The sequence below is a fragment of the Desulfacinum hydrothermale DSM 13146 genome, assembly GCF_900176285.1.
Classification (GTDB): Bacteria; Desulfobacterota; Syntrophobacteria; order Syntrophobacterales; family DSM-9756; genus Desulfacinum; species Desulfacinum hydrothermale.
Window position 1 is genome coordinate 348,006 of record NZ_FWXF01000001.1, and the last position, 25,869, is coordinate 373,874.

Here is a 25,869-nt window from a genome sequence, read left to right on the forward strand (position 1 = left end):
ATTAGTCCTTGTTCTTGTGTTGCAAATAGGGGCGATAGTCCGGAACGTTTCTCATGAAACGCTCCTTGCACTTGTCCAGACAGTCGGGGTCGTTGCCGCAGTTTCGCTTACATTCAATGTATTCCTGCCTATTTCGACATCCGAGCTCGCACATTTCCAGCAGCTCAGCGCAGGAAACGTCGTTAATCACACTTTCGGCGGTCTCCTTTTGCTTGCATCCTTTGTATTCTTGCTGGCAATTCCGGCTGCATTCGTCATAGCTCATGAGGCCGCCAGCCCAGGAAAAGGCGGCACTGAAGACGAAAAAACAGGCCACAGTGGTCGCAAAAAGAATCCGTGACATGGTCTCTCCTTTATCAGTTCAAGAGCTCCGTCATGCAATACAACTTCCGCCCCCGATTTCACCTTCACGTCTCTCTCAGATTCCATGCTCCGACCTTGACCCTCAAAGATCACCATAAGCTGAGCGCCCCGCAGCGAGGGATCATCCCGAGATGGGCCTGTGCAAAAGCTGCTTTCCGGCTCAAAATGCCATGAGATTTCCCTTCCCTGCGTAGCCGTGGGACGTGGGCCCTGCGGGACAGGGCATCGCAGCCCCACCAAGGGGCACGCCATACCCGATGGCCATGCAAGGATTGGGGACTTTCCCCCAATCCTTAGAGGCTGCACTGGGAAAAAATGCTTCTTCCCCAGCGTTATTGGAAAGCTTCCCGCCAGCTCCTTTCTTGCATATGACGGCGAACCGGATGGCGGCCATGGCCGCTCCGGCATGAGTCAAGAGAGCGGTTCTTTCAGATCACTGAGGAACCCGCCGCAGGAGCATCCGGGTCATGCCGTCCTTGACGGGCAGATGCAAATCTTCGATCAGTACTTCGATCTTCATTGGGTCCACATGAGCAGACTGCTGGACGCCCTGGGCCTGCCAGCCAACGAAAATCCACGATGAGGGCGTCCCTGAAAGCCGCTCATCCCCCACGTAGTAACCCCTGGCCAGGGCCGCGCGCGGGACTTTGGTGCGGCTGACTTTTTCTGGCGGCGGCGAGGCGTCCGGAAAGTACCCGTCGTCTCCCCACAGGTTCATTCTGGTGTGAAACGAAAACGAGCGTCCGTCCGCTACGAGCCAGTCGAAGCACCACGGGATCTCCTTCCCGTTAATCTTCAGGTGTCCATGGCGGGCTTCCGAACGGCTACCCTTATTGCTGTAGGTAAGGTAATGTTCTACTGTCACTGCTCGGGCGGCACAGGCAGCCCCCATCGCTGCAAGAAGCAGAATCAGTACGGACACTACGCGCTTCATTGTCTTCGCTCCTACCACTTGAATTTAACCCTCCCCATCAGCATCGTGCGCCACGGCCAGCTGAGAACGAGAAGATGCTTCTTTCCCTTTGGGAAGGTCCGAAACCCGCGCCAATGCACCGTAAAAGGGGAGTCGGTTTAAGGTTCTCCATTTGTGCTGCTGGGACCACGCACCCGGAAAAAGAGTCGGCCCACCCTCTCCTTTTCCCAAGCGCTCGCGCCAGGTGCGCCCATTGCGGCGTTCGGTGAAAGGAAAGGGCGGGCCAACGGAGTGCAGCCGATGGGTGTGGAATCGGCTAGATATCGATCTTTTTCACCAGGTTTTTCACTGCCTCCACGGATTTCTGGAAGGCTTCCTTTTCTTCCGGGAGCAGCTGGATCTCGATCACCTGCTCCACGCCGCCCGCGCCCAGTTTGACGGGCACGCCCACGAAGTAGCCGCCCACGTCATATTCCCGGTCGCAGTAGGCCGCGCAGGGAAGGATACGCTTCTTGTCCTTGAGGATGGATTCGGCCATCTGAACGGCGGAAGCGGAGGGAGCGAAAAAGGCGCTTCCCGTCTTGAGGAGATTGACGATCTCGGCGCCCCCGTTGCGGGTCCGATCCACCAGGGCCTGGATCTTTTCAGGCGGCAGCAGGTCCGGCAGCGGGATGCCGGCCACCGTGGAGTAGCGGGCCAGGGGCACCATGGAGTCCCCGTGGCCGCCCAGCACGAAGGCCGTCACATCTTCCACGGAAACATTGAGTTCCATGGCGATGAAGGTGCGGAACCGGGCCGCATCCAGAACGCCCGCCATGCCCATGACCCGGTTGGTGGGAAAGCCGCTCACCTTGTGGGCCACGTACACCATGGCGTCCAGAGGGTTGGAGACGATGATGAGATGGGCGTTGGGCGAGTACTTGGCCACCTGCTCGGTGACGGTCTTGACGATGGCCGTGTTCTTGGCCAGCAGGTCATCGCGGCTCATGCCGGGCTTTCGGGGAAGGCCCGCCGTGATGATGACGATGTCCGAATCGGCCGTGTCCGCGTAGTCGTTGGTGCCGATGATGTTGGCATCGAAGCCCTCCACCGGGGAGGCCTCCATCAAATCCAGGGCCTTGCCCTGGGGCATGCCTTCCACGATATCGATCAGGCACACATCGCCCAGTTCCTTGGCCGCCGCCCAATGGGCCGCCGTGGCGCCGACAAAACCCGCTCCCACCACCGTGATCTTCTTGCGCTTGAGACTCATGGCATCACTCCGTGTTCGTGAATCGTGAATCGTCCAATGGCATCAGCCGATGACGGCCAGCACGTCGCCCTTCTGCACGCTGTCTCCGTCCTTGAAGTGGACCTTGACGACCGTTCCGGAAACGGGGGCGGTGATGGAATTTTCCATCTTCATGGCTTCCAGGATGAGCACCACGTCGCCTTCGTTCACCGTATCGCCTTCCTTCACTTCGTAGCGGATCACCATGCCGGGCATGGGGGCTTCCATGGGGGTCCCGCCTGCCACGGCCGGGGCAGCCGGCTTGGGCGGTGGCGGCGCGGCGGCGGGCTGGGCGGCCGGGGCAGCCGGCTTGGGCGGAGGCGGGGGCACCACGGGCTGGGCCGGGGCCGGTTGCGGGGCGGTGGGCTGGGGCGCGGAAGGCGCCACCGGTGTGATCTGGCTCACCACGGGCACACCGCCCACCTGTTCCACGTCCACCTCGAAGTATTCGCCGTCCACGAACACATTGAAGGTGCAGACGCCCGGTCCCTTGGGCGGGGCTTCCTTCTGGGGCTTTTCCACCAGGAGGCCCGCCTTGGCCTTCTTGACCAGTTCCTCTTCGGCCTGCACATCTTCCAGAGTCTTGGGTTTGACCTCGTCCGGCATGGGTTCATGGCCGTACTTCCAGCGCAGGAACCGCTTGCCCGTGGTGGGGTAGAGGGCGTAGATCAAGACGTCGTCCAAGTCCTTGGCCAGGCCTTCCACTTCCTTTTTGGCCTTTTCCAGTTCCGGTTCCAGCACGTCGGCGGGGCGCACCGTGATGGGCGTTTCGCCCCGCGGGTAGCCCTTGAGGGCCTTTTTCTGGACTTCCGGGTCGATGGGTACGGGGGTCTTGCCGTAGAGGCCGTAGCACATGTCTTTGACCTGGGCCGTGATCATCTTGTAGCGCTCTTCGGGGGTGTCGAAGAGCACGTTGTTCACCGTCTGGATCCCCACGATCTGGCTGGTGGGAGTGACCAGGGGCACCTGGCCCAGCTCGCGGCGCACGATGGGAAGCTGCTTGAACACCTCGTCCAGCTTGTCCAGCGCGTCCATTTCCCGCAGCTGGTTCACCAGGTTGGAGAGCATGCCGCCCGGGGTTTGGTGCAACAACACGTTCGTGTCGATGATGGACATGCGGTTGTCCAGCAGGTGGCGGTACTTGGGAGAGATCTTTTCCATGTACTCGCTGCACTTGGCCAGCTGCTTGATGTCCAGGCCCGTGTCGCGGTTGGTTCCGCGCAAGGTGACCACCAGGGGCTCCACGGCCGGGTGGGACGTGCGGTAAGCCCAGGGCGAAAGGCACGTGTCCACGATGTCCACGCCCGCCTCGATGGCCTTGAGCAGCGACATGTCGGCCATGCCGGACGTGAAGTGGCTGTGCAGGTGGATGGGCACCTTCACGTTTTCCTTCAGGGTCTTGATGAGGATGTAGGCGTCGTAGGGGGCGATGAGGCCAGCCATGTCCTTGATGCAGATGGTGTCGGCGCCCATGTCTTCCAGTTGCTTGGCCTTCTGGACGTAGTAGTCCAGGTTGTAGACCTCGCCGCCCATGCGTGGTTCGGTGAGCGAGTAGCAGATGGCGCCCTGGAAGTGCTTGCCGCACTTTTTGATCACCTTCACGGCCGTTTCGAAGTTGCGGAAGTCGTTGAGGGCGTCGAAGACCCGGAAGATGTCCATGCCGTTTTCACAGGCCCGCTCCACGAAGGCTTCCGCCACGTCGTCGGGGTAGTTGCGGTAGCCCACCAGGTTCTGGCCGCGCAGCAACATGGAAAAGGGGGTGTTCTTGATGTATTTTTTGAGGGTTCGAATCCGTTCCCAGGGATCTTCGCCCAGGAAACGGTGCATGGTGTCGAAGGTGGCTCCGCCCCACACTTCCATGGAGTAAAAACCCACCTGGTCCATTTCCTCGGCGATGGGAATGAAGTCTTCCGTGCGTCCCCGCGTGGCAAACAGCGACTGGTGGCCGTCTCGGAAGGTGAGGTCCTGGATCTTCACCGGATGGGTCACTTCAATGGGTTCGTCCACAAGGCCTGCCGTCAACACGCCGTGCTGTTCCGCCATAGTGTTTCTCCTTTTGATTCCCAGACCTTCCGGTGTGGAAGGGTGTTATCGAACCAGGCGCATCTGGAGCATGCGCCGCATGTCCATCATGGATTGACGTCCGGAATAGCTCCAGAGGCTGAAGGCCGCCGCAGGTGCGGGAGCCGGCTCCCGTCTTGCCTCCGGAGGCGCTTCCGCCTGGGCCGACTGTTGGGCCTGCATGTACATGGCGATGGCCGTCGTGATGGCCGCCACGATCTTGGGATGGACATTCATAGGCGATCCCTCCTCATTGTGCGTCCCGATTCCATAGGTCCCGTTGCGCTTCCGCTTCCGCTGCCGCTATGGTGAGTGACGGGAGGCGGATCCCCGAGGGGGTTCTTCATCCGCCTTCCGTCCCGCTCTAAAGCCCCAGTTGGTCGGCGATGCCGGCCATGGCCCCAAGGCTCATCTCGATGAAATCGTTGAGGGGAAGGCCGATCTGCTCGCACAAGGCGATATGATCCCGGTTCACATTCCGGGCGAAGTCCTTGCTCTTCATGCGCTTTCGAACCGACTTCACCTTGACCGAGGCGATTTTCTTGTCCGGATGGACCAGGGCGGCCGCCACGATGAGTCCCGTGATGGTCTCGGCGCAGGTGAGTGCAAAATCCAGTCGGGTTTCCCGCGTAAGGCCCAGGGCCTCCGCGTTGTGGCGCGCGATGGCCCGGCGCACCTCGTCGCCAAGATCCGTTCCCTCCAGAAGCTCCAGGGTGCGTTTACCGTGGGAGGCGGGATCATCGCGGGTTTCTTCGAAGTCCAGGTCGTGAAGCAGCCCGGCCACCGCCCAGGCCTCTTCGTCTTCTCCGAAATGGCGTGCCAGCGCCCGCATGATGGCCTCCGTGGCCAGGCAGTGCTTTTTCAGATTGTCCGCGTGGATGTGCTGGTTCAGAAGATTCAGGGCTTCCTCTCGGGTCATGGGTTGCACCTCATCACGCCGTGGAATGGAAAGGAAAAGTGTGGATTGGGGGGTAAGGAGTGACGCCCGCGGCGGCCAATAAACGGAAGCGGGGAGGCGCTGCCGCGCGCCGCCCCGCCGCTGGATGATCAAGCCGCTCGGCGTGTCTTCTTCTTGAGGTTGCTGATCCGCCGTCTCAAGGCGTCCGCCAGCTTGTTGTTGCCGGCCGCCTTGGCTTCATCACGCCGTGCGCGCAACTCGCGGATCTTGGCCTTCAGGGCCCGCACATCCACCGCCTTTTTCTTGGGGCCCTCGTCCACGATGCCCTTGGCCTCCTTGATGGCCGCGATGAGCTCCGTCTTGTTCATGGCGTGGACCCCCACGATGCCTTCCAGGCCCAGGGCCACTTCCCGCAATTCCTTGGCGGTCATTTTCTCCAGCGGTTTTTCCTTGGCTTGTTTCTCCTTCTTCTTACCCATCCTGTGACTCCTTCTTCGCTTCCGTTGTCTTTGATGCCGTATCCGCAAGGAACGGTTTGATGAGATCAATGGGGATCGGGAAGATGGTGGTGGAATTGTTTTCCGCAGCGATTTCCCTCAAGGTCTGCAGGTAACGAAGCTGCATGGCCATGGGGTTTTCTTGGATGATCTGAGCGGCCTGCCGCAGCCGTTCCGCCGCCTGGAACTCACCCTCCGCATGGATCACCTTGGCGCGCCGTTCCCGTTCCGCCTCGGCCTGGCGGGCCATGGCCCGCTGCATCTCCTGCGGCAGGTCGATGTGCTTGAGCTCCACCACGGTGACCTTGATGCCCCAGGGGTCCGTGTGGCGGTCCAAGATGTCCTGGAGCTGGGCGTTGATCTTTTCCCGCTCGGAAAGCAGCTCATCCAGCTCGGCCTCGCCGCACACGCTCCGAAGCGTGGTCTGGGCCAGCTGGCTCGTGGCAAATAGGAAATTCTCCACGGCAATGACGGCCTTCACCGGGTCCACCACCCGGAAGTAGATGACCGCGTTCACCTTGACGGACACGTTGTCCCGGGTGATCACGTCCTGAGGGGGCACGTCGGAGGCGATGAGCCGCAGACTCACCTTCTGCATCCGGTCGACGAGCGGGATGAGGATGATGAGCCCAGGCCCCTTGGCGGCGATGACCCGTCCCAGGCGTAAGACCACGCCCCGTTCGTATTCGTTGAGGATACGAATGGCGTTGGCAAAAAAGAGCACCACGAGCACCGCAACGGTGATGAGCCCATAGAGGGACATGGGGGCCTCCGTAATCTCAAGGAAAATCGAGTTGATGCCCGAAAAAGACTGAGCCTATTTATCATCTATCCTCTTGACTTGCAACTTCAAATTCCGCACCGACACCACTTCCACCCGGGCTCCTTCCGGGATGGGTTCCTCACTTTGCGCGTTCCAGAGTTCACCTTCCACGAAGACCTTTCCTTCCCGGCCCGGGCCCATGGCTCGGGTCACCACGCCGACCGCTCCCACCAGGGCTTCCAACCCGGTCTGGGGGGGGCGCCTTTGGGCGCGGAAGGCCAGGGTGGCCACGCCCACGAAAAAGGCGGAAACGGTGAGCACCGTGGGGATGAAGACGGGCAGGGCCAGGCGGAAGGGCTCACCGGGAACATGGAAGAGCATGAGGGATCCCAGGACGAGACAGGTGATGCCGGCCAGGCTCAGCATGCCGTAGCTGGCCACCTTGATCTCCAGGATGAAGAAGACCACCGCCAAGGCGATCAGGATGAAACCGGCGTAGTTGACCGGAAGGGTCTGCATGGCATAGAAGGCCAGCACCAAAGCGATGGCTCCGATCACCCCGGGAAGCACCACGCCGGGCTGAGACAGCTCGAAGTAGAGGCCGGCCAGGCCGATCATGAGCAGGATGTAGGCGATGTTGGGATTGCTGATGGCCCGAAGCACCTTGTGGCGCCAGCCGGGCTCCAGGTGGCGGATCTCTGCCCCCTTGGTGGTGAGGGTCCGGGAATAGCCCTTTCGCTGCACCTCCCAGCCGTCCAATTTTGCCAGCAGATCGCCCAGATCCCGGGCCACCAGGTCGATGACGTTCAGCGCAAAGGCCTCCTCCGCCGTGACGGACACGCTCTTTCGAATGGCCTCTTCCAGCCACTGGCCGTTTCGTCCCCGTTCCTCGGCGATGCTTTTGGCGAAGGCCACCATGTCGTTCACCACCTTCTCGTTCATGGTCTTGGGCACGTCCCCGCCCGTGGCCGTCACCGGGTGGGCCGCCCCGATGTTGGTTCCCGGAGCCATGGCCGCCACGTCCGCCGCCGCCGTGATGAGCACTCCGGCGGAGGCCGCCTGGGCGCCGCTGGGCGCCACGAAGACCACCACCGGGATCTTGGCGTTCATGATGGATTTGACGATCCCGCGCATAGCCGTCATGAGCCCCCCCGGGGTGTCCAGTTCCATGATGAGACATTGGGCGCTGTCTTCTTCCGATTGCGCAATGGCGTACTGGATGAAGTCTTGAAGGCCGGGGTTGATGGTATCTTGGACGCGGATCACGTTGATGTGGCGGTCCTGGGCGTGGGCGGATCCCCCAGCGCCTGGCAGGAGCCAACCGACTGCGCAAAGGATGAGGATCAGTGCGGTTGCGTGGATACGCCGATGTTGCATGCGGCCTCCTCTGCCCTGCGACCCCGGGGGACGAGGAAAATCCCGGCCCGTGTTCCGGACCCGCCCCCCGAGCGGTTAGGATAGCGGCCCAGGACCCTCCAGATCCCTTCCCATGGCGAGCGCGCCACCCGTCGTCCATGGCGCATCTCGGATGTGGGATCGCCATTTTTCGCCTTCGGCCGGGTTCAATCTTCCAGGATCTGAAGCACCCGGAGAAGATCCTCCCATACGTTCGCCTTCTTGGCGGGGTTTCGCAACAGGTAGGCCGGATGGTACGTGGGCACCACCGGAATACCCCGCCACAGGCGCACCCCCGAACGCAACTCGGAGATGGGTTTGGTGGTCTGGAGGATCGTCTGGGTGGCACAGGCACCCAAGGTACAAATAACCTTGGGCTGGACGACTTCCAACTGTTTGTAAAGAAAAGGAGAGCAGGGTTCGATTTCTTCCGGAATCGGGGTGCGGTTTCCCGGCGGGCGGCATTTGACCACGTTGCAAATGTAGACCTGCTCTCTGCGCAAGCCAATGGCTTGGATCATCTTGTCCAGAAGCTTTCCGGCCCGGCCCACGAAAGGGCGCCCCAGACGGTCCTCGTCGGCTCCCGGGCCTTCGCCCACGAAGACGAGACGCGCCGCGGGATTTCCTTCCCCGAAGACCAGATGGGTTCGCGTCCCATGGAGCTGGCAACGGGTGCACTCCCCCAATTCCTCCCGCAGGGCCAGGAGCCGCTGCGCTTTCTCATTGGCACTTTCCGACGGGGCGTCCTTTTCCGCAAGGGCGGGCTCCGCCGCCCGCGGAGGGGGCTCCGTCGGGATTTCCGGCTCCCCGGACTCTTCCCCCACGGGGGAAGCCGGCTTGGGATCGTGGCGGAGGATCTCCTTCAGCCCGGCGCGCCGAAGAGAAGCCACCGTCCCCAGAACGCTTTCGGCCATCCGCCGAATTTCCGACTCATTCATGATCGACCTTCTGCAAAAGGGTCTCGACACGGTCCAGAATCCGCCGGGCCACTTCGTTCTTTGTCAGGCAGGGCAGGGTATCCACCTGGCCCCCCCGGTCCAGGATCTTCACCTGGTTGGTGTCGCAGCGAAAGCCCGATCCGGGCCGGGTGAGGTCGTTGGCGACGATGAAGTCCAGGTTCTTCTTTCGAAGCTTTTCTGTGGCGTTTTCAATAAGATTTTCCGTTTCCGCAGCGAATCCCACCAGCACCTGGTCGGCTCTTTTGACCGCCCCCACGCCCGCCAGGATGTCGGGCGTTCGAATGAGTCGGATGGTGAGGTCCCGGTCGGACTTTTTCACCTTCTGGGGGGCCGTTTCTTCCGGCCGGTAATCGCTGACGGCGGCGGACATGACGATCACATCCGCTGTTGCGGCCAGGTCCCGGACCACCCGGTCCATCTCCAGCGCCGTCTTCACCCGGTGTGTGGAAAGAAAAGGCGGATCCAGGAGGTTGGTGGGGCCGGTCACCAGATCCACGTGGGCCCCGCGCCGTGAGGCCTCCACGGCGAGAGCGAATCCCATCTTGCCCGAAGAGGGATTAGTGATGAAGCGCACGGGATCGAAGGGCTCCCAGGTGGGGCCCGCCGTGACGAGCACCCGCTTACCCTGGAGGCTCTTGGGAGTGAGGACCCGAACGGCCGTTTCCACAATAAGGGAAAGGTCCGCGAGGCGCCCTTGGCCTTCCTCGCCGCAGGCCAGCTCCCCGGCTTGCGGTTCCACCACGTGGACGCCTCGGTTCTTTAGAAGGCGCAGGTTGTCCTGGGTCGCCGGGTTGGCGTACATCACGTGGTTCATGGCCGGGCAGACGATCACCGGGGCCGTGGCGGCCAGGATCACCGTACTCAGATAGTCGTCGGCCAGCCCGTGGGCCATCTTGGCCAGTAGGTTGGCCGTGGCGGGAGCCACGAGGATGAGGTCCGCTTCCCTGGCGGCCTGGATGTGGCCGATCCGGGATTCCATCCCCAGGTCGAAAAGGTCCGTCAGGACCGGCCGACCGGAGAGGGCCTGGAGGGTAAGGGGCGTGATGAACTGTTGCGCCGCGGCGGTCATGACCACCTGGACCATGGCCCCCTGTTTGTCCAGTAACCGGATGAGCTCCGCCGCCTTATAGGCCGCGATGCCGCCCGTCACACCGAGAAGGATGGATTTTCCTCGAAGCATCGCCCGTGATCCGTCCGTCAGTGGTAAAATGCTTGGTTTTCTGTTCGTACCTCTTACCTACATACCCCGGAGGGTGGGAACCACGTAAATCTCCACATACGTGTAGAAATGGCGTTCATACACATTGACGATGCAGAACCGATCGTCCTTTTCAAAAAGGAGCAGGGATTTGCGGTAGCGGATGCTGCCCTTCATGCGCCACTTTTCCCGGGCCAAAGACACCTGGAAAAAGTTGATGACCGAACTGGGATCCACCCGACCCTTGAAGACCAGCAGCCCCGTCTTGACTCCCCCGCCCTGGAAGACGGTGGATTCCTTGGACTGCAGGCGCAGTTCGTTGGGAACGGGAATATCGGGAAAGTCGTAGAACGTGGGGGCCGATGTGGAGGCCGGCTGCTGCGCCGGCTCGGTTCCGGCCGGAGCTTCCCGCTGGAACCAGGCACAACCTCCCAGAGACAGACTCCAAAGCGCGATCCCCATCACAACGATTCCAAGTCGGCGGTTCATGACTCTCTCCTCTTTCCGTGCGCCTCGTCTGTTTTCGGATGCCTTGGAAAACGGTCCTCCCCTGGAAAGGGGGAGTGGTGCAAGGAAAGCAGTGGGTGCGTTGGCTTCCCTCACGGGTTGCTCCTTCAAACGGCCTGGCGTGCCGGCCGTTCACTGAAAGAATGGATTGGTGCGCCGTTCCCGTTCCACCGTGGTCTGGGGCCCATGGCCGGGGTAGACCTTCGTCTGGCCGTCCAGGGGGAAGATCTTTTCCTGGACGGACCGAATGAGCTGGTTGTAGGAGCCGCCGGGAAAATCGGTCCGGCCGATGGATCCTGCAAAGAGGGTGTCGCCCACGAAGAGGATGCCGGCGTCCGGCATATGAAAAGCGACGTGCCCGGGGGTGTGGCCCGGGGTTTCCAGAACCACCATGCGGATGGATCCGAAGGTGAGCTCCTCGCCTTCCTCCAGCCATTCGTCCACCTTGCCCCGGGGCGACTTGGCCATGGAGGCGAACAGGGCGCCCAGGCCCACCTTATGGTCGGAAAGGAGCGCTTCGTCTTTGGGGTGAAGAAAGATCAGTCCGCCCAGCTCCTCCTTCAAGGTCCAGGCGTCCATCACATGGTCGAAGTGCCCGTGGGTGTTCAGGATTCCCACCAGTTCCAAGTCCAACTGGCGGATTCTTTCGGCGATCCGTTCCGCATCGCCGCCCGGATCGATGACCACCGCTTGCCGTGTGTCTTCGTCGCCCACCAGGTAGCAGTTGGTCTGGAGCATGCCCACCACGTAGTGTTCCAGGATCATCGGGTGTCCTTCGCGTTGGAGGGTTATCGTTCGAAGACAATCAATTCTTCCAGGGGTCGGCGGTGGGACGACTGCTTGGTGTGAGCCGGATGGCCCACGGCGACCACGGCCATGAGGTCCAGGCGCTCCGGAAGCCCCAGGGCCTGGCGCACCTGTTCCTTGTTCTTGAGGATCTCGCCGATCCAGACGGCTCCGAGCCCCTGCGCGTGGCAGGCCAGAAGGAGGTTCTGAAGGGCCGCGCCCACGGCCTGGCAGTCTTTCACGTAGTCGTAGGAGCTTTCCTTGTCCAAAAAGACGGGGATGAGGACGGCGGCGGCCTTTAAGGTGGTCGCATAGCGGGTCAGACCCGCCAGGGTGTTTTTCAGTTCGCCGTCCCAGACGAAGGCGAAGCGCCACGGCTGGTTGTTGAGTCCCGACGGGGCCCAGGAGGCCGCCCGAAGCGCTTCCATCACCCGGTCCCGTTCCACCGGGGCGTCCTGGAAATGGCGGACACTCCGGCGCTCGTAAATGGCCTGCATTACATCCATTTTGCCTTGGGTTTCGGTCATGACCCCTCCTTGGAGGTGTGTGGATCCGACGGAATGTATGGTCAAAGTCCAGTGGACCGAGTATATTCGTAAGCCGTGACAGGGGTCAAGGTAAGGGGAAGTGGTGCGAAATAAGGGTGGGCCCTACCAACCCGCCTGTCCTTCCAAAGCACGGGCGGGATACGGCCCCTTCACCACGCACGGATGAAGGATCAGGGAATCACCAGCAAGGGTTGCCAAATGGAAATGCGAATGGACTGGGATGCGGACGGGGCGTTGCGTCTTGCCCTCCAGGGCCGGCTGGACCTGGAGACGGTTCCGGATATTCGAAAGCGCGTGCTGAAGGCCCTCAAGAAGAAGCCCTCGGCGCAGGTGGCGGTGGACCTGTCCGGAATCGAGCGTATGGACACAGCCGGTGTGGCGTTCTTGGTGGAACTGCGCAACCTGGTGGGGGGCAAGGCGGGAGACTGGCGTCTTGAGAAGGCCAGCGGTGCCGTGATGAAGATGTTGGAACTGGCCCGGTTGGACGTCCTGGCCGATGCGGGAGCGGACCATGGCAGAGACTGAGGCGGGAGCGATCATCCAAGTCAAAAGTCTCAACAGCTTCTACGGACAAAGACGCGTTCTTCAGGACATCTCCTTTGAGGTGCCGGCCGGGAAGGTGACCGTGATCATGGGGGTGAGCGGGTGCGGCAAGAGCACGCTGCTGCGACACCTGATCGGCCTCAAGCCCACCGATCCCGGCCAGATCTTTGTGGAAGGACGTGATCTGGCAGGCTTCGATGCACGGCAGATGGAAGCCTTCCGCAAGCGGATCGGGGTGCTCTTTCAGGCCGGAGCCCTTTTCAATTCCATGAGCGTGCGGGACAACATCGCCGTGCCGCTCAGGGTCCACACGCGCCTGGCGGAGCCCACCATCTCCATCATGGTTCGCATCAAGCTGCACCAAGTGGGGCTCACCCGGTTCGGCGATTACATGCCCTCCCAGCTGAGCGGTGGTATGCGTAAGCGGGCGGGACTGGCCCGTGCTTTGGCCATGGACCCGGAGATGCTCTTCGTGGACGAACCCTCTTCGGGGCTGGATCCCATCACGGCGGCGGGCCTGGACGACCTCATCCTGGAGCTGCGCGAAGCCATGGGAATGACACTCATCGTGGTGACCCACGAGCTGGAAAGCGCCTTTCGCATCGCCGATCAACTCATCGTCTTGGACCAGGGGCGGGTGCTGGCTGCGGGGATGCCGGAATCCATCCGGGAAAGCCGTGATGAGCGGGTGGTGCAGTTCTTGACTCGGCGCGCCGACGAAAGAACCCGGGACCAGGAAGGATACCTGTCGGACCTTCTGACCGGGGGGCGGAAGGTGGGCGTCCACCCATAACGTGTTCGGGCCTTTGCTCGTTGTGCGCGAAGGTGGGAGTGATCATGGAAGGACTGCTACTGGATGTTTTGAGCGGATTGGGTCGCTGGACCCTGGGGCATGTGCGGGGGACCGGTCGAGCGGGCATCTTCCTGATGCACGGGGTTCGGGGCGTCTTCCGAAAGCCCAAGAAATTTCGCGCCATTCTGGGTCATGTGCACTTCATCGGCACCAAGTCCTTTTTCGTGATCGGCTTTACCGCCGCCTTCACCGGGATGGTGCTGGGGCTCCAGGGCTACTACACCCTGTCCAAGTTCGGTTCGGAAGGATTGCTGGGGGCGGCCGTGGCCTTGAGCCTCATCCGGGAGCTGGGGCCGGTCCTTTCGGCGCTCATGGTTACGGGACGCGCTGGGTCGGCCATCTGTGCCGAGATCGGCATCATGCGGATCGAAGAGCAGATCGACGCCCTGGAATGCATGGCCATCGACCCCCATGCTTATCTGATCGCTCCCCGGTTTGTGGCTTCCCTGGTGGCCATGCCCTTGCTCACGGCCTTCTTCGACGTGGTGGGAATTGCGGGCGGCTACCTGGTGGGGGTGTCGCTTCTGGGGGTCAATCCGGGCGCCTACCTGGACGGCATGCAAAAGAGCGTGGAATGGCTGGACGTCTACATGGGCCTTGTCAAGTCCTTCATCTTTGCCATGCTCTTCATTTGGATCTGCACCTACAAGGGCTATTTCGCCGGCGTGGACCGGGGCAGCTTTGGTCCGGAAGATGTGGGCCGGGCCACCACCGACGCTGTGGTGGTCTCGTCGGTGGCCATCCTGGTAAGTGACTATGTGGTCACCTCGCTTTTGCTGTGAGGCGGCGAAAAGAGGGTGACCGAAGGCCCGCGGCCTTCAAAGGGGAACCGCAGACTCGTGGAGGAATCAAACCGATGAATCGGAATTCGTGGGGGCTGGAAGCCGGAGTGGGGCTTTTCATGGTGATCGGTCTGGTCTGTGTGGCCTATCTGTCCCTGAACCTGGGAGATGTGCGCCTGTGGGGTAGCTCCGATTACGTGGTCTATGCCCGCTTTTCCAACGTGTCGGGCCTGAAGAAGAAGGCGGCGGTGACCATGGCGGGGGTGGAGATCGGCCAGGTGGAGGACATCCAACTGGATAGCGGAGAGGCGGTGGTGACCTTGAGGATTCGAAAGGACGTGAAGCTCGAAGAAGACGTTATTGCGAGCATCAAGACCATGGGCATCATCGGGGACAAGTATATCGCCATCACAGCCGGGGGATCGGATACGATGATCGAGCCCGGGGGATGGATCATGGACACCCAGCCGCCCCTGGACATCGAGGATCTGCTGGGCAAATACGTGTTCGGCCAGATCGGGGAAAAGAAATAGAAGGAGGCCGGTTGGCCTCCGGGCGGGAACCGATGCAAAAGGCCGGCGCCCCCGAAGGGACCCGGCCTTTTGGTTTGTGAAGGTTGGATGGAAAACTACTTCTTCATGTGCTTCATGAAAATGGATTCGCACTTGTTGGCCATGGCCTCGGCGCGATCGGCGGCAGCTTCCGCCCGGCGGGCCGCGTCTTCACACTGTTGGGTGTTGTCCATCTGGGACTTTTCCAGGCTGTCCAGGCGTTGCATGATCTGATCCTGGTTGGCCTGAAGTTGTTTGATGGTGTTCTGGCTGGCACAGCCACCCAGCATGGCCCCGCAGAGAGCCACGACGAAAAATACGGCCAAGATCCTTTTCATAACCCTTTCCTCCTTTTGCTTGAACGTTCCACACGCCAAGTCCTTACCCTTCCGTTCCCCAATGCTACCCGAGAACCCGGGACGGAGCAAGAACCTTTTAGGGATCCATGCGCGGTGGCGCCAGGCTGGCACGGACTTGCTCGGGCGGCTTGGACACGTTGGTGGGCACTCCATTTTGGAGCTTAACGGCAAGAAAATATCTTTCGCGATCTATATTGTCCGCATAGGGAAAGGTTTTGAGTTTTTCCTCGGCGTATTGCTGGTAATCGGGGATTCTTCGGTACACATCCGGGTGGACCTCCACGTAGATCGCCCCGTCTTTTACCCCCAGCTTGATGGGCTCATAGATGATTTCCAGCCGCGTGCCGATCGGGACCTGGGGATAGAGCAGGGCGATGTGTTCCGGGTAGCATCGGATGCAGCCGTGGCTGATGAGGCGCCCAACCCCCCAGGGCATGCTGGTGCCGTGAATGCCGTAGGCCCCCAGAGAAAGTTTCAAGATGTAGTCCCCCAAGGGGTTTTCCGGGCCCGGGGGCATGGTCTTTTGCCCGTATTTTTCCTGGAGGGATGGGGGGATGTACCAGGTGGGGTGGGCCCTTTTTTCCGAAATGCGGCAGGTTCCCAGCGGGGTTTCCCAGCCTTCGTCCCCGATGCCGATGGGATAGGTCTGGACGGTCTTTTCCTTTTTGTTGAAAAAGTAGAGGCGCAGCTCCGGCAGATTGATCACCAGTTCTTCATGCTGGGTCGGCGGGAGCACCCACAGGGTTGGAACCATGAGGTTCTTCCGCTTGGGCGGCAGCCAGGGGTCCATGCGCGGGTAGAGGAGCACCATTTCGTTGTAGCCCAGCCCGTAGAGGCGGGCGATGTCCAGTAGCGTCTCCTTGGGTCGGACCTGGTGCCAGCGGGGGGCGCCCACGACGGTGAGGGATTCCAAGTCGTAGGGATATTTGACGATGGCAGCGGAAGGAAGTTCCTTTTCCTCCGCTAAAGCCGTAAGGTTCCATGCCAAAACGCCTGCCAGAAGGGCCGTGAAAAAGGCGGTCGCCATGCCGCCTGCTTTTCTTTTCGCCATGCCGCGTCGTCTGCTCCGTGACCGTTCCAGTCTGTGTCTTCTCAGCCGGTGCCGAGCCCGCCATGGAGGTTGTGCGAAAAAGGAATCCGGGGCCGTCCTTCGGAAATGGCTGTGCCATGTTGTCAGGTTCCCTAAAAAAGGCCCCACCCGGTTGTTTTCACCCATCCCCTGGGAGATTACGATCGATGCTTCGGCAATGCAAGCCGGTAGGCCCCTGTGGGAAGATCTGGAGGGTGCTTGGGTCAACCCGCCCCGACGCCCGGGGTCACCCGCGCTTCAGCCGCCACGGATCACGGATGACGGCTCCGTTTTCTTGAAAGGTAAAAGAGCACATCGTTTCGCCGGATCCTTTTTCGATCCAGCCGGGGCCACAGCAGGGGCATGTGAAGAGGTTGGTTCCAACCGGTGGCGATGGTCTCTTCATCACTCAGAACCCAGTGGACGCCCACGTCCGTTCTTTTCATGGGCAGTGGGGAAACGATCTGGAACGGAGCCACCACGGTGACGATCCGGGTGCCTTTTTTCAACCATCCCAACTGGGACAGGCAGGCGACCAGGAGGTCCAGGTGGCCGCTGCCGTCTCCCAGGCGGCTTCCGTCGCGGGCGACGGCCAGGCTGGAGGTCAGGATGAGATCCACGCGGGGAGGGCGCTGGGTCCGGTAGTCGATGCGCTGAGCAAAGGGATTGGACCGGTGCGGATAGACCGCCTGGGGGCGCTTGTGGGGAGGCACCGCGCGGGGATCCACCAGGGAGAAACCGCTCTGAAGCTGGGGGGTCGTCAAGATGAGGCGCTTGCCGTCCGTGAGGGCGTTCAGGGCGATCTGGCGAAACGCCTGGAGCGGAGGGATCAGAAGGCACGGGGCGGTCCGGTAGGAAGGCAAGCGCCGGAGCCGTTCCGCCGCCTTGCCCCATCGGGGCGGAGGCGCATTGTGGAAAGCCTCTGTCTGGAGCAGCTCCCGACGGATCTGTTCTTTTTGTCGCGCGATCGTGGTATCGTCCATGGAACAGACACTCCCGGGGCGGCGGGCCGCCTTGAAGTTTGGCAAAGGATTCTCTATAGATCAGAAGAGGGATGGAATGTCCAGACGTATCTATCTGGGAAAATGCACTGGAAGAGTCTTAGTCGAGAAGACAATCGGGGAGGAATGAAAAGATGAGCCGAAAGGATTACCGGCCTGAAAACGTAAAAAAACGTTTCCCTGACAGTGTGGTGCCGCTGGTGAACGGCAAGGCACTTCTCAAAGCCGCCAAGAAACACAAGGCCATGATCATGGCCACCAACATCCGGTGTCGGCTGCCCGTGGAAGGGATCGTGCGGGCGTCCATGGCCACGGGCGCACCGGTCATGTACGAGATCGCCCGGTCCGAGCTGACCTATACGGAATTCACTCCAGCCTCCTTTGTGGACTTCATCGTGAAGGAAAACGAACGGCTGGGTAACACCCAGGTGCCGTTCGCCATCCACGGGGATCACATCACGGTGAAGAGCCCCGAGGACAAGGAACCGGTGGCGGCGCTCATCGCCGAAGAGATGGAGGCCGGCTACACGTCGTTTGCCATCGACGCCTCCCACATGGAAAACGAACTGAACCTGGCGGCCACATCCGAGTTGGCCCGGCCCATCGTGGCGGCGGGGTTGAGCCTGGAGGTGGAACTGGGCGAGATCGGGGCCAAGAGCGGCAGCGCTGAAGGCTTCACTCAGCCCGACGAGGCGGAATGGTTCATCCGGAATTTGACGGAAAAGGGCGTCCATCCGGATCTTTTGGCCATCAACAACGGATCCATCCACGGGACCTACTTCGGTACGGCCCAGGAAGGGATCCAGCTGGACCTCACGCTGGAGATCTGGAAGGCCATCCAGCCTTGGGAGGTGGACATCGCCCAGCACGGTATCACCGGCACGTCCCTGGACAAGATCACCTCCTTCATCAACTACGGCATCCGCAAGGGCAACGTGGGCACCTTTTGGCAGAATGTGGCCTTCGGATTCGCCATGAACCAGAACGGCAACGCCATCACCACGGAAGACAAGGGGTACGTGAAGCGGCCCTATCGGGGCATCCCCGATGAGCTGTGGCAGGAGATGTGGGCCTGGGCCGTGGAGACGGGAAACGTGGGCGGCAACATCAAGAAGGCCAACCTGCCGTTTGCCGGCAAGCTCAACGCCATTGCGGCCCAATACAAGGAACGGATCACGGCCCACGCCTACGAGGAGGCCGTGCGGCTTTTCGAAGCCACCCATTCCATCGGGCTGGCCGACGCCGTGTGGGCGGAATTGGAGGCCATGGCCTAAAAGCCTGGCTGCAAACGCCCGGGTTGCTCTCTTCTTGTTGGGACGGAAGGTGTGGAACCGGCAGACGGGCCCATCCTGCCGGCCTGGAGTTGCTGCAGTAGGGGCGGGTGCGGAACCCGCCCCTACTCGTCCGGCCGGGAGCCAATCCGTCTTGCTCTTGATTCTTGTGGGAACGGATGCCTTTGGCCTTTTCCGTTCGACGGCCAAGGGGGCTGGAGGAAGACAAGCGAGGTGGATAGGGTGGTCTTTGACGAGGCGCCCAGGATCCCTGGCCCCGGTGAAATGGAAAGGGGACTTTCCGTCACCTTGAAAGCCCATGCGGATTTGGTGGTTTTCCGCTCCGGCTCGAGTCCTCTCCGGTATCAGATGCTTGGATCCATCAGTGGTCGTCGAACCGGTAGCCGAAAAGCTCGATGTCGCGTCGGAAGTGGCGTTCTACGAGCTCGGCCGTTTCATCTGTGTAGTAGACCCGGTAGTCCCTCCGATCCGTAGCCTTTCGCTTGTGGGGCAGCGCCGGCGTCCGGATGCCCATGCGCCGGCAGGCTTCGTGGAAGTCTTGTTCCAGTCGTTCGTAGCGTCCCACGAAATCCACAATCAGACTTCCGTCCAGATCCACCAAATAGTCCGACTGGCGTTCGATGGAAACGTCGAAGTGGAAGACGTAGGGGCGTTCCGGATCCAGCTTGTACTTGAGAAAATCTTCGAACGTTTCCAACCCCTTCATCAGATGGGGGCGTTCCCGGCGGATGTGATGGAACGAGCTGACCTGCAGATCCCAGGGGTTGCGCACGAAGGCGAACTTGAAGAGGCTTTGGAAATAATCGCGCGGTAGCATCTCCTTGGCGGCGATCACCTTGGCATGGCGGGGGAGTTTGCACGCCAGTCGGTGCCCCGAAAGGGCGCTCAGGCGGCTGCATACGAACATGGGGATCCGCCAGGGATCCTTCCACTTGTAACCCCTCAGGGCTACCCGGATGCTGGTTCCCCCCGTCTTGGGGATATGCACGAAGAGGAACTGGTATTTGGGCGATAGCAACACCGCTGTCATCCTTTCGAAGTACTCGTTGAAGGCGACCACGATCGTCAGATCGGTCTTTTCAGCAAGACCTCCAGATAGCGTCGCGCGCTGTTTTCCGCCGTGTAAGGCGCCGCAGCCTCCTGCAACCGCTCCTTATGGGGCGGATGATCCAGCATGTCAAGAACGGCCTGAGCCATGGCATGGGGGTTGCGCATGGGAACCAGCGGCGCCACCCTTCCTGCTTGAAGGATTTCCCGGGGACCGCTGGGACAGTCCGTGGCCACCACGGGAGTGCCCAGGGCCAGGGCTTCCGTGAGCGCATTGGGAGATCCTTCCCAGATGGACGAAAGCACAAAAACGGACGCCTTCCGGAGAAAAGGGTAGGGGTTGGGGACGAATCCGGGCAGATCCACGTCCTCTCGGATTCCCAGCTGGGAGGCCAGGGCCTCCAGGCTCACCCGGTCCCGGCCTTCGCCCAGGATGACCAGACGTGACAGTCGGCGGGACCTGACGATCTGGAACGCTCGCAGAAGGGTGGGAAAATCCTTCTGTCGCGTGAGCCGGCCCATACCCACAAGGACCGGTGTCTCGCCGCCGTTGAACCAGGGATGGGATATGGGTGCTGCCGCCGACTCAAAGAGTTGGGGGGCGATCACCGGGTTCGGAACGACCGTGAGGGTGTCTTCCGGGATACCGGCGAAACGGACCAGATCTTTGGCCACTCCGCGCGAGACGGCCACGATGGCATCCGCTTTCGGGTAGAGCCATCGGATGGGCAGGGCCCATGCCAGCCGGTGGATCTGCCCTTTGGATTTGAGCGCTTCCGATACCGTGGTGCCCATGCGAACGACCACCCGCGTGTCCGTTTTCGCCATCATGCGAGCCAGAATCGCCGTCTGATTGGCTCGGTCCTTGGCGGCCAGAAGGGCCGTGGGTCGATGGGTTTTCAGGTAGCGCACGAGTTCTGGTAGTGCGGAATAGGTGTGCTCGGTTCCCAAGGGAACCGAGCGGACCCGAGGTGAAAGTTGTTGAAGGTAGGAGCTCCGAGTCTTGACCATCAAGAGATCCACCGCAAAACCAGATTCGGCCAGATAGGAGCACAGGTGGCTGAGCATTTTCTCCACACCCCCATGGCCCGAAAACGAAGCAAAAACGGCAATCAGAGGTCTTCCGGCGTTGTTCACTTCACTTTTCCTTCCAGAAAGTGCCAGGAGCTTGTCCGAAACCGTGCTTCCGGAAATGCGACTCCGCTACGCACGCTCTCTGTAGGGGCGATCCGCCGGGTCGCCCCTGGAAACCAGGGCAAAGCCTGCCGACCTCAGGCCGGCAGGGCGCTGTGTCATGGCAGTCCCAAACGGCGCGGTTCGAACGAAAAGGGATCAACTGGTCCGTTCTCACACAAGCAACTGCTCCGGCATGTCTTTTCTCATGTCCACGGATGGAAGAAGTATACTTCACGCATCCCTCATCCCGGTGGCACCGCGTCGGGTCTTGATCCCCAACGCTGTCATGTAACGGGTTGCGCAGTGATGGACATGGTAGCGTTCAGCCGCCCGGCGGAGTTCCTGGGGCGATGGGGCCGAGCGCAAGGTTCGTCGAATGGCGTCGGCCAGACGCTCGGGATCACCCACCGGCACAAGAGGCCCATATCGGCCGTCTTCCAGTATTTCTCGAGGTCCACTGGGACAGTCCGTGGACACCACCGGAACGCCCAAGGCCATGGCTTCGGCCAAGACGTTCCCAAATCCTTCCCATTTGGAACTCAGGACGACCAGGTCCGCTTTGGCCATTTCCGCAAAGGGATTGGAAACGAAGCCGGGGAGACTGACCTGGCCGTTCAATTCCAGGCGGTGGATCAGTTCTTCAAGACGAGCGCGGCGTCGTCCTTCGCCGAAGATGACAAGTCTGGATGGAATGTCTTTTTGCACCTTGACGAAGGCGCGAATGAGCGTCTCAAAGTCCTTCCTCGCGCACAGTTCTCCAAAAGCGGCAATGATCCGAGTCCCCTCTTTGTGTGCCAACCATGGATGAGATGCTGGCAGGCGGGCCGAATCGAGGATGTCATCGGTGAGGATGGGATTGGGTATTACCCAGAACCGATCCTCGGGCATTCCTGTGATAGAAGCAAAGTCTTGGGCGGCACCTCGGGATGGAAAGATGATCCCGTCGGCGTGGGGGTAGAGACGGCGCATGGATAAGAGCTGGATGGATCTGTCCACGACGCCTCTGGAATGGAGGTTGGTGCTCACGGTCGTTCCCAATCGCAACATGACACGGCCGGAAAACTTGGCAAGGCGGGTTGCGACAATGCAGGTCCTGTTGACGCGGTCCTTGTCCGTGAGGATCGTCCCGGGCCGAACCCTTTTGAGGTACTTCACCAAGTGAGGCGCACAGGACAACACATGGCTTACGGGAAGCTCCAGCGTTCGAATGTTTGGATGGAGCTTGTGCAGATAAGGGCCATGATTCCTGATCTTCAACAGATCAATGGTGACTCCCGCTGATGCCATCGCCGGCAACAGGTTGGAAAAGAGGCGGTTGACCCCGCTGTGCGGCGATGTGGCGCAAAAGACGGCAAGATCCATGCCATTGCGGCCTTCAAGTCCCGCCGGCGGGGTCGAAATCCTCGGGTGGGAGCGGCTGCTTTGAAAGGTGTTCATGCAATTCGTCCTTTCATTTCCCCGACAGGCCCAAGGCCTCTAGATATCGAGGAGCCATCTTCTCCACCGTATAGCAAGATACCGTTCGTTGGAGAACGTCCTGATCCGGTGGGTTTTCCATCACGTTCATCATGGCCGATGCCAAGGCTTGCGGGTTCCCCACGGGAACCAGCGGGGCGGCCGTGCCCTCTTGTGTGATTTCTCGGGGACCATTGGGACAATCCGTTGCCACCACGGGGGTTCCAACGGCCATGGCTTCAACCAACGCGTTGCCAAAGCCTTCCCATCTGGACGATAGGACGAAGAGCGCCGCCCGTTTCATGTAGGCATAGGGATTGTCCACATGACCCGGCATACTGACATGGGAGTCGATATGAAGGCGTCGTGCAAGATCTTCAAGGGAGGCGCGTTGATTGCCCTCTCCCAGAATAACCAGCCGGCATGGTCTCTTTTCGCTCACGATCTTGAAGGCGTGCAGAAGCGTGGGAAAATCCTTTTGGGGTTCCAGTCGTCCCACTCCAAGCACAATGGGAAGGGAAGGATTTTTGAACCATGGATGGTCGGGTTCTGCTTCGGCCTTCTTGAAGATGTCCGGGGTGATCACCGGGTTGTGCACCACTTTGACCCGGTCCCGGGGAACATCCAGCAGCTTCAGCAAATCGTCAGCCACCCCGCGGGAAACGGCCACAAAGCCATCATTGCGGGGGTAGTAATGGTGAAACCAGGAGGCATGTTTATTGCGCTTTTCGGGTCTCAGGTTGTCGATTTCTCTCGACATGTTGGTGTGGACGCCCGCATAGACCCGGGTCTTCACACAGGCTAGAGCCCGCGCTCGCAGGGCCGCCACGTTTACCCGGATCCGTTCCGTGACCAGACATTGGGGGTGATGTTGGCGAAGATACCAGGCCAAACGAGGTACGCTCAACAGGGCGTGAGAGCCCTTTACATGAAAGACGCGGACCAGGGGGTCCACCCGATCCAGGTACGGGCTGTCCATTCTGCCAAGCAGAAGGTCCACGCGCACTCCCTCGCGGACCAGTTCCGCCATGAGATTTGTCCAGATCTTGCCGATACCGCCATGGCCTAAAGACGCCATGAAGAAAGCAACATGCCCTTGAGGACCCACGGGTGCTCCTTTTGCTAACGAAGAGGGTAACCGAAAACTTCCAGGTACTTCTGGGCACTGGCCCGTAAGGTGTAGTCTTGAACCGCATCCTTGAGGAATGGTTTGGGAATCGGTTTTTCCAATGTCTCCAGGATGGCTGCCGCCATGGCTTCCGGGTTCCCACATGGGACCAGCCTTCCGTACTTGCCGTCGTGGAGGATCTCTCGCGGACCGCTTGGGCAGTCCGTGGACACCACAGGGGTTCCAACGGCCAAGGCTTCCGTGAGGACATTGGGAGATCCTTCCCGAAGAGAGGAAAGAACAAATACGGTCGCTCTCGCCAAATAGGCGTAGGGGTTTTGCACGAAGCCGGGAAAGGAAACCCAGGAAAGAACTCCCAGATCGCGTGCCAATCGTATGAGCTTATCTTTTTGTCGGCCCTTTCCCAAAATGATGAGAAGAGCCGGTGTCTTCTGGCGCACCAGCGCAAAGGCCCGGAGAAGTGTGGGAAAGTCCTTGGCCTTTCTCATCCCCCCCATCCCCACGATAACGGGGGTTTTTTCGTGCTCGTGAAAATAGGGATGGTCTAACGGTGCTTGCGCCAGAAGATCTATTTCCGGCGCGATGACAGGATTGGGAACCACATGGATTCGAGCCTTCCTTTTGCCGAGCAGGCGTTGGATATCCTCCGCCACACCCCGGGACACAGCAATCACCCCATCCGCTCGAGGAAGGAGTCGCTTTAGTTTCCAGGTGGTTCTCAACAATTTGAAAGGAGAACGGTTGTCTCGTGCCGAAAGGGTCGTGCCGATTCGGAGAAAGGTCCGTGTCTGGCCACGGGTGAGCGCTCCGGCGGCTACCACTTCCTCGTCACTTCGCTTGCCCGAGAGCAGAATCTGCGGTCTCGCCCCAGCCAGGTAGCGGCACAGGGCGGACATGCGTTCCCTGCTCGTCCGTGCCTGGATTTCAAGAACGTTCAGCTGGTTGCCAATCGTATGCACATAGGGACTGTCGGTCTTTGCCAAGAGGAAGTCCACGGAACAGCCCAGTTCTTCCAAACCCCTGGCCAGATGCACCAGCATCTTTTCGGTGCCGCCATCTCCAAAGGAAAAGGCTGTGATGGCTATTTTAGGAGGTCTCCACTTCAACACCATTCTGTGCCTTCTATTTTGAAACCTCCAGAGTGCTTTTCGCTGACGGCCGCAAAGCGGCGCCGCACAGCACTCCGGCAAGAAGATTCCAGTAGTATCGCCAATCGGGGTGGAGTGACCTGAAGTCGAACAAGGCCCAGAGGATCATATATGTCAAGGAAGATACGGCGAACAGGGTGAAGGATCGGTCCAAGCGGCCTTCCTTCCATGCATGCCATACCATCCGATAGAGACTGGCAATGAGCCAAGCGAACAGGGCATAGCCCAACAGGCCGTAATGGAAAAGGATTTCCAAGTGCGTGCTGTGGAGATGGTCCCACCATTGGGGTTCACCTTTCCAGTTGAGCACACGCAGCGTCTCTCGGCCGCTTTCCCGTATAAAGTAATAGGATTCGGCGGGACCGTATCCCCACAGTGGTTTTTGCACAACGGACTGCAGGCCGAAAAGATAGAGTTGTGCTCGACGGCCCACCGAAGTGGAAGTGGGTTTATCGAATTCAAAGTTGGGAAGTTGCAAGATGGTATTTTTTTCTTGGATCCACCTTCGTTCTATAAAAGACCAGTTGAACGCTGTGAATGCACATAGGAGCACGACCCCAATGAGTAGGCCGATTTTGAAACGGCGCATGTTATCTGCCATCCCGACAGGTCGAATCCAGTATGCTAAGAAAATCAAAAAAAGGGAAGTTGAGTAGAAGGCCAACAAGGCTCCTCTGGACTGCGTAAAAGCTAGTCCCTGTCCGAATACAGCAGTCAGCAACAACCAAAGAATTACCTTAATGAATTTCCATCTTTTAGCATTCCAGAATTTCGGTGCAAAACATACGAGTCCAAATAGGGTGGTTCCTGAATAAAGCGCAAAGGATATAATACGATGGTGGAAACCCGTTCTCCTTCCCTCCCAGGCCTTCGCGAGAGTTGCCATGTCACTGTTCATGATCATACCAACAAGGAGCCCGAGCATGGCCAGCCACAGCATGCGGCGGCATATCTTGACGTTGCCGGCGCACAGTAGTCCCACGGCGGGAAAGAGCAAGAGCCGGCTCCATTCCCAAGCTCCTTGAAGATGCCAGGGGGCGCGGCTTCCATCGAATAAAACCGCCATTCCAGTTCTCAATAAAATGAAGGAAAGCACCAGGATCCAGGAAAGAAAAAAGGTCCGGTTGCCCGTGGGGAATTGCTTCCACGAAGTCAATATGGCGACTCCAACGGTTATCCAAAAGCAAAGCGCGGCCAAACCGGTGCTCAGAAGGGAGAAGAAGGCAAAACCGTAGATTCCCGCAGCCGACAGCATCGGCAGGATTGCCTGGAGCTGAAACTGAGAATGGGAGTCAAAAAGCCTCAT

General features: G+C 60.2%; 28 protein-coding genes. 5 read left to right on the top strand and 23 right to left on the bottom strand.

Annotated elements, in window-relative coordinates; translation table 11 throughout:
• Position 1: 1 nt before the first annotated feature.
• The 14 genes from B9A12_RS01665 to B9A12_RS01730 all read right to left on the bottom strand — a co-directional run bounded on the left by B9A12_RS01665 (position 2) and on the right by B9A12_RS01730 (position 12,137).
• Entirely contained in the window at positions 2–343 is a 342-nt protein-coding gene (locus B9A12_RS01665; RefSeq protein WP_084055798.1) for a hypothetical protein, read from the bottom strand.
• A 453-nt stretch (positions 344–796) separates the two neighbouring features.
• Positions 797–1,297 carry a hypothetical protein gene (locus tag B9A12_RS01670; protein ID WP_084055799.1) on the bottom strand — a complete coding sequence of 167 codons (501 nt, stop codon included), beginning with the start codon at positions 1,295–1,297 and terminating at the stop codon, positions 797–799.
• Between the two features lie 295 nt (positions 1,298–1,592).
• Positions 1,593–2,528, bottom strand: a complete 936-nt coding sequence (gene mdh / locus B9A12_RS01675; RefSeq protein WP_084055800.1) for a malate dehydrogenase — start codon at positions 2,526–2,528, stop codon at positions 1,593–1,595.
• A 42-nt stretch (positions 2,529–2,570) separates the two neighbouring features.
• Positions 2,571–4,589 (bottom strand): pyruvate carboxylase subunit B, encoded by a 2,019-nt coding sequence (locus B9A12_RS01680; protein WP_084055801.1) that lies wholly within the window; start codon positions 4,587–4,589, stop codon positions 2,571–2,573.
• 45 nt (positions 4,590–4,634) lie between these two features.
• Positions 4,635–4,844 (bottom strand): hypothetical protein, encoded by a 210-nt coding sequence (locus tag B9A12_RS01685; RefSeq protein WP_084055802.1) that lies wholly within the window; start codon positions 4,842–4,844, stop codon positions 4,635–4,637.
• Between the two features lie 127 nt (positions 4,845–4,971).
• A complete protein-coding gene (locus tag B9A12_RS01690) occupies positions 4,972–5,526 on the bottom strand; it encodes an HDIG domain-containing metalloprotein (RefSeq protein ID WP_084055803.1) in 555 nt (184 codons plus the stop codon).
• A gap of 128 nt (positions 5,527–5,654) precedes the next feature.
• Complete coding sequence (locus tag B9A12_RS01695) at positions 5,655–5,984, bottom strand: Rho termination factor N-terminal domain-containing protein (protein ID WP_084055804.1); 330 nt, start codon at positions 5,982–5,984, stop codon at positions 5,655–5,657.
• A complete protein-coding gene (locus B9A12_RS01700) occupies positions 5,977–6,765 on the bottom strand; it encodes a slipin family protein (protein ID WP_084055805.1) in 789 nt (262 codons plus the stop codon). Before B9A12_RS01700 ends, B9A12_RS01695 begins: the two co-directional genes overlap by 8 nt.
• Positions 6,766–6,819: 54 nt before the next feature.
• The gene (locus B9A12_RS01705; RefSeq protein ID WP_084055806.1) at positions 6,820–8,142 is read right to left on the bottom strand and encodes an NfeD family protein; all 1,323 of its coding nucleotides are present in this window, start codon (positions 8,140–8,142) and stop codon (positions 6,820–6,822) included.
• A gap of 185 nt (positions 8,143–8,327) precedes the next feature.
• Positions 8,328–9,098, bottom strand: coding sequence for a uracil-DNA glycosylase (locus tag B9A12_RS01710; protein ID WP_245802314.1), 771 nt, complete (start codon positions 9,096–9,098; stop codon positions 8,328–8,330).
• Positions 9,091–10,299, bottom strand: a complete 1,209-nt coding sequence (coaBC, locus tag B9A12_RS01715; protein WP_084055807.1) for a bifunctional phosphopantothenoylcysteine decarboxylase/phosphopantothenate--cysteine ligase CoaBC — start codon at positions 10,297–10,299, stop codon at positions 9,091–9,093. The genes B9A12_RS01710 and coaBC overlap by 8 nt, the downstream gene beginning before the upstream one ends.
• Before the next feature lie 57 nt (positions 10,300–10,356).
• Positions 10,357–10,806, bottom strand: a complete 450-nt coding sequence (locus B9A12_RS01720) for a hypothetical protein (protein ID WP_084055808.1) — start codon at positions 10,804–10,806, stop codon at positions 10,357–10,359.
• A gap of 150 nt (positions 10,807–10,956) precedes the next feature.
• Positions 10,957–11,589 (bottom strand): MBL fold metallo-hydrolase, encoded by a 633-nt coding sequence (locus tag B9A12_RS01725; RefSeq protein ID WP_084055809.1) that lies wholly within the window; start codon positions 11,587–11,589, stop codon positions 10,957–10,959.
• A gap of 23 nt (positions 11,590–11,612) precedes the next feature.
• Positions 11,613–12,137 (bottom strand): nitroreductase family protein, encoded by a 525-nt coding sequence (locus B9A12_RS01730; RefSeq protein WP_212636789.1) that lies wholly within the window; start codon positions 12,135–12,137, stop codon positions 11,613–11,615.
• Positions 12,138–12,368: 231 nt separating this feature from the next.
• Here B9A12_RS01730 and B9A12_RS01735 point away from each other — a divergent pair, with 231 nt between their 5' ends.
• The 4 genes from B9A12_RS01735 (at position 12,369) to mlaD (ending at position 14,869) form a co-directional block, all read left to right on the top strand.
• Positions 12,369–12,683 (top strand): STAS domain-containing protein, encoded by a 315-nt coding sequence (locus B9A12_RS01735; protein WP_170920263.1) that lies wholly within the window; start codon positions 12,369–12,371, stop codon positions 12,681–12,683.
• Entirely contained in the window at positions 12,670–13,494 is an 825-nt protein-coding gene (locus tag B9A12_RS01740; RefSeq protein WP_084055811.1) for an ABC transporter ATP-binding protein, read from the top strand. Before B9A12_RS01735 ends, B9A12_RS01740 begins: the two co-directional genes overlap by 14 nt.
• 44 nt (positions 13,495–13,538) lie before the next feature.
• Positions 13,539–14,336: an MlaE family ABC transporter permease gene (locus tag B9A12_RS01745; protein WP_139796435.1), complete on the top strand. Its 798-nt coding sequence runs from the start codon at positions 13,539–13,541 to the stop codon at positions 14,334–14,336.
• 74 nt (positions 14,337–14,410) lie between these two features.
• Positions 14,411–14,869 (top strand): outer membrane lipid asymmetry maintenance protein MlaD, encoded by a 459-nt coding sequence (gene mlaD, locus B9A12_RS01750; protein WP_084055812.1) that lies wholly within the window; start codon positions 14,411–14,413, stop codon positions 14,867–14,869.
• Positions 14,870–14,964: 95 nt separating this feature from the next.
• Here the strand turns inward: mlaD and B9A12_RS16860 are convergent, their stop codons facing one another.
• The 3 genes from B9A12_RS16860 to B9A12_RS01765 form a co-directional block, all read right to left on the bottom strand.
• Positions 14,965–15,225 carry a hypothetical protein gene (locus B9A12_RS16860; RefSeq protein WP_084055813.1) on the bottom strand — a complete coding sequence of 87 codons (261 nt, stop codon included), beginning with the start codon at positions 15,223–15,225 and terminating at the stop codon, positions 14,965–14,967.
• Between the two features lie 97 nt (positions 15,226–15,322).
• Positions 15,323–16,297 carry a L,D-transpeptidase family protein gene (locus tag B9A12_RS01760; RefSeq protein ID WP_170920264.1) on the bottom strand — a complete coding sequence of 325 codons (975 nt, stop codon included), beginning with the start codon at positions 16,295–16,297 and terminating at the stop codon, positions 15,323–15,325.
• Positions 16,298–16,587: 290 nt separating this feature from the next.
• Positions 16,588–17,298, bottom strand: coding sequence for a 5-formyltetrahydrofolate cyclo-ligase (locus B9A12_RS01765; RefSeq protein ID WP_084055815.1), 711 nt, complete (start codon positions 17,296–17,298; stop codon positions 16,588–16,590).
• Positions 17,299–17,450: 152 nt separating this feature from the next.
• On the opposite strand from B9A12_RS01765, the gene B9A12_RS01770 reads away from it, so the two are divergent.
• Positions 17,451–18,590 (top strand): class II fructose-bisphosphate aldolase, encoded by a 1,140-nt coding sequence (locus B9A12_RS01770; RefSeq protein WP_084055816.1) that lies wholly within the window; start codon positions 17,451–17,453, stop codon positions 18,588–18,590.
• 379 nt (positions 18,591–18,969) lie between these two features.
• On the opposite strand, the gene B9A12_RS01775 is transcribed toward B9A12_RS01770, so the two are convergent.
• From B9A12_RS01775 to B9A12_RS01800, 6 genes are all read right to left on the bottom strand, one after another.
• On the bottom strand, positions 18,970–19,629 hold the full coding sequence (locus tag B9A12_RS01775; RefSeq protein ID WP_084055817.1) for a sulfotransferase family 2 domain-containing protein: 660 nt from the start codon (positions 19,627–19,629) through the stop codon (positions 18,970–18,972).
• A gap of 44 nt (positions 19,630–19,673) precedes the next feature.
• Positions 19,674–20,792, bottom strand: a complete 1,119-nt coding sequence (locus B9A12_RS01780) for a glycosyltransferase (RefSeq protein WP_342752476.1) — start codon at positions 20,790–20,792, stop codon at positions 19,674–19,676.
• Positions 20,793–21,062: 270 nt separating this feature from the next.
• Positions 21,063–22,268, bottom strand: coding sequence for a glycosyltransferase (locus tag B9A12_RS01785; RefSeq protein WP_084055818.1), 1,206 nt, complete (start codon positions 22,266–22,268; stop codon positions 21,063–21,065).
• Between the two features lie 13 nt (positions 22,269–22,281).
• Complete coding sequence (locus B9A12_RS01790) at positions 22,282–23,364, bottom strand: glycosyltransferase (RefSeq protein ID WP_281247887.1); 1,083 nt, start codon at positions 23,362–23,364, stop codon at positions 22,282–22,284.
• Between the two features lie 44 nt (positions 23,365–23,408).
• Positions 23,409–24,527, bottom strand: coding sequence for a glycosyltransferase (locus tag B9A12_RS01795; RefSeq protein WP_084055820.1), 1,119 nt, complete (start codon positions 24,525–24,527; stop codon positions 23,409–23,411).
• A gap of 10 nt (positions 24,528–24,537) precedes the next feature.
• Complete coding sequence (locus B9A12_RS01800) at positions 24,538–25,869, bottom strand: O-antigen ligase family protein (protein ID WP_084055821.1); 1,332 nt, start codon at positions 25,867–25,869, stop codon at positions 24,538–24,540.

Excerpts from the sequence above, each read along its gene's own strand:
- B9A12_RS01665 (WP_084055798.1), bottom strand. The coding sequence starts at position 343 with ATGTCACGGATTCTTTTTGCGACCACTGTGGCCTGTTTTTTCGTCTTC.
- B9A12_RS01670 (WP_084055799.1), bottom strand. The coding sequence starts at position 1,297 with ATGAAGCGCGTAGTGTCCGTACTGATTCTGCTTCTTGCAGCGATGGGG.
- mdh (WP_084055800.1), bottom strand. The coding sequence starts at position 2,528 with ATGAGTCTCAAGCGCAAGAAGATCACGGTGGTGGGAGCGGGTTTTGTC.
- B9A12_RS01680 (WP_084055801.1), bottom strand. The coding sequence starts at position 4,589 with ATGGCGGAACAGCACGGCGTGTTGACGGCAGGCCTTGTGGACGAACCC.
- B9A12_RS01685 (WP_084055802.1), bottom strand. The coding sequence starts at position 4,844 with ATGAATGTCCATCCCAAGATCGTGGCGGCCATCACGACGGCCATCGCC.
- B9A12_RS01690 (WP_084055803.1), bottom strand. The coding sequence starts at position 5,526 with ATGACCCGAGAGGAAGCCCTGAATCTTCTGAACCAGCACATCCACGCG.
- B9A12_RS01695 (WP_084055804.1), bottom strand. The coding sequence starts at position 5,984 with ATGGGTAAGAAGAAGGAGAAACAAGCCAAGGAAAAACCGCTGGAGAAA.
- B9A12_RS01700 (WP_084055805.1), bottom strand. The coding sequence starts at position 6,765 with ATGTCCCTCTATGGGCTCATCACCGTTGCGGTGCTCGTGGTGCTCTTT.
- B9A12_RS01705 (WP_084055806.1), bottom strand. The coding sequence starts at position 8,142 with ATGCAACATCGGCGTATCCACGCAACCGCACTGATCCTCATCCTTTGC.
- B9A12_RS01710 (WP_245802314.1), bottom strand. The coding sequence starts at position 9,098 with ATGAATGAGTCGGAAATTCGGCGGATGGCCGAAAGCGTTCTGGGGACG.
- coaBC (WP_084055807.1), bottom strand. The coding sequence starts at position 10,299 with ATGCTTCGAGGAAAATCCATCCTTCTCGGTGTGACGGGCGGCATCGCG.
- B9A12_RS01720 (WP_084055808.1), bottom strand. The coding sequence starts at position 10,806 with ATGAACCGCCGACTTGGAATCGTTGTGATGGGGATCGCGCTTTGGAGT.
- B9A12_RS01725 (WP_084055809.1), bottom strand. The coding sequence starts at position 11,589 with ATGATCCTGGAACACTACGTGGTGGGCATGCTCCAGACCAACTGCTAC.
- B9A12_RS01730 (WP_212636789.1), bottom strand. The coding sequence starts at position 12,137 with ATGACCGAAACCCAAGGCAAAATGGATGTAATGCAGGCCATTTACGAG.
- B9A12_RS01735 (WP_170920263.1), top strand. The coding sequence starts at position 12,369 with ATGGACTGGGATGCGGACGGGGCGTTGCGTCTTGCCCTCCAGGGCCGG.
- B9A12_RS01740 (WP_084055811.1), top strand. The coding sequence starts at position 12,670 with ATGGCAGAGACTGAGGCGGGAGCGATCATCCAAGTCAAAAGTCTCAAC.
- B9A12_RS01745 (WP_139796435.1), top strand. The coding sequence starts at position 13,539 with ATGGAAGGACTGCTACTGGATGTTTTGAGCGGATTGGGTCGCTGGACC.
- mlaD (WP_084055812.1), top strand. The coding sequence starts at position 14,411 with ATGAATCGGAATTCGTGGGGGCTGGAAGCCGGAGTGGGGCTTTTCATG.
- B9A12_RS16860 (WP_084055813.1), bottom strand. The coding sequence starts at position 15,225 with ATGAAAAGGATCTTGGCCGTATTTTTCGTCGTGGCTCTCTGCGGGGCC.
- B9A12_RS01760 (WP_170920264.1), bottom strand. The coding sequence starts at position 16,297 with ATGGCGAAAAGAAAAGCAGGCGGCATGGCGACCGCCTTTTTCACGGCC.
- B9A12_RS01765 (WP_084055815.1), bottom strand. The coding sequence starts at position 17,298 with ATGGACGATACCACGATCGCGCGACAAAAAGAACAGATCCGTCGGGAG.
- B9A12_RS01770 (WP_084055816.1), top strand. The coding sequence starts at position 17,451 with ATGAGCCGAAAGGATTACCGGCCTGAAAACGTAAAAAAACGTTTCCCT.
- B9A12_RS01785 (WP_084055818.1), bottom strand. The coding sequence starts at position 22,268 with ATGAACACCTTTCAAAGCAGCCGCTCCCACCCGAGGATTTCGACCCCG.
- B9A12_RS01790 (WP_281247887.1), bottom strand. The coding sequence starts at position 23,364 with ATGGCGTCTTTAGGCCATGGCGGTATCGGCAAGATCTGGACAAATCTC.
- B9A12_RS01795 (WP_084055820.1), bottom strand. The coding sequence starts at position 24,527 with ATGGTGTTGAAGTGGAGACCTCCTAAAATAGCCATCACAGCCTTTTCC.
- B9A12_RS01800 (WP_084055821.1), bottom strand. The coding sequence starts at position 25,869 with ATGAGGCTTTTTGACTCCCATTCTCAGTTTCAGCTCCAGGCAATCCTG.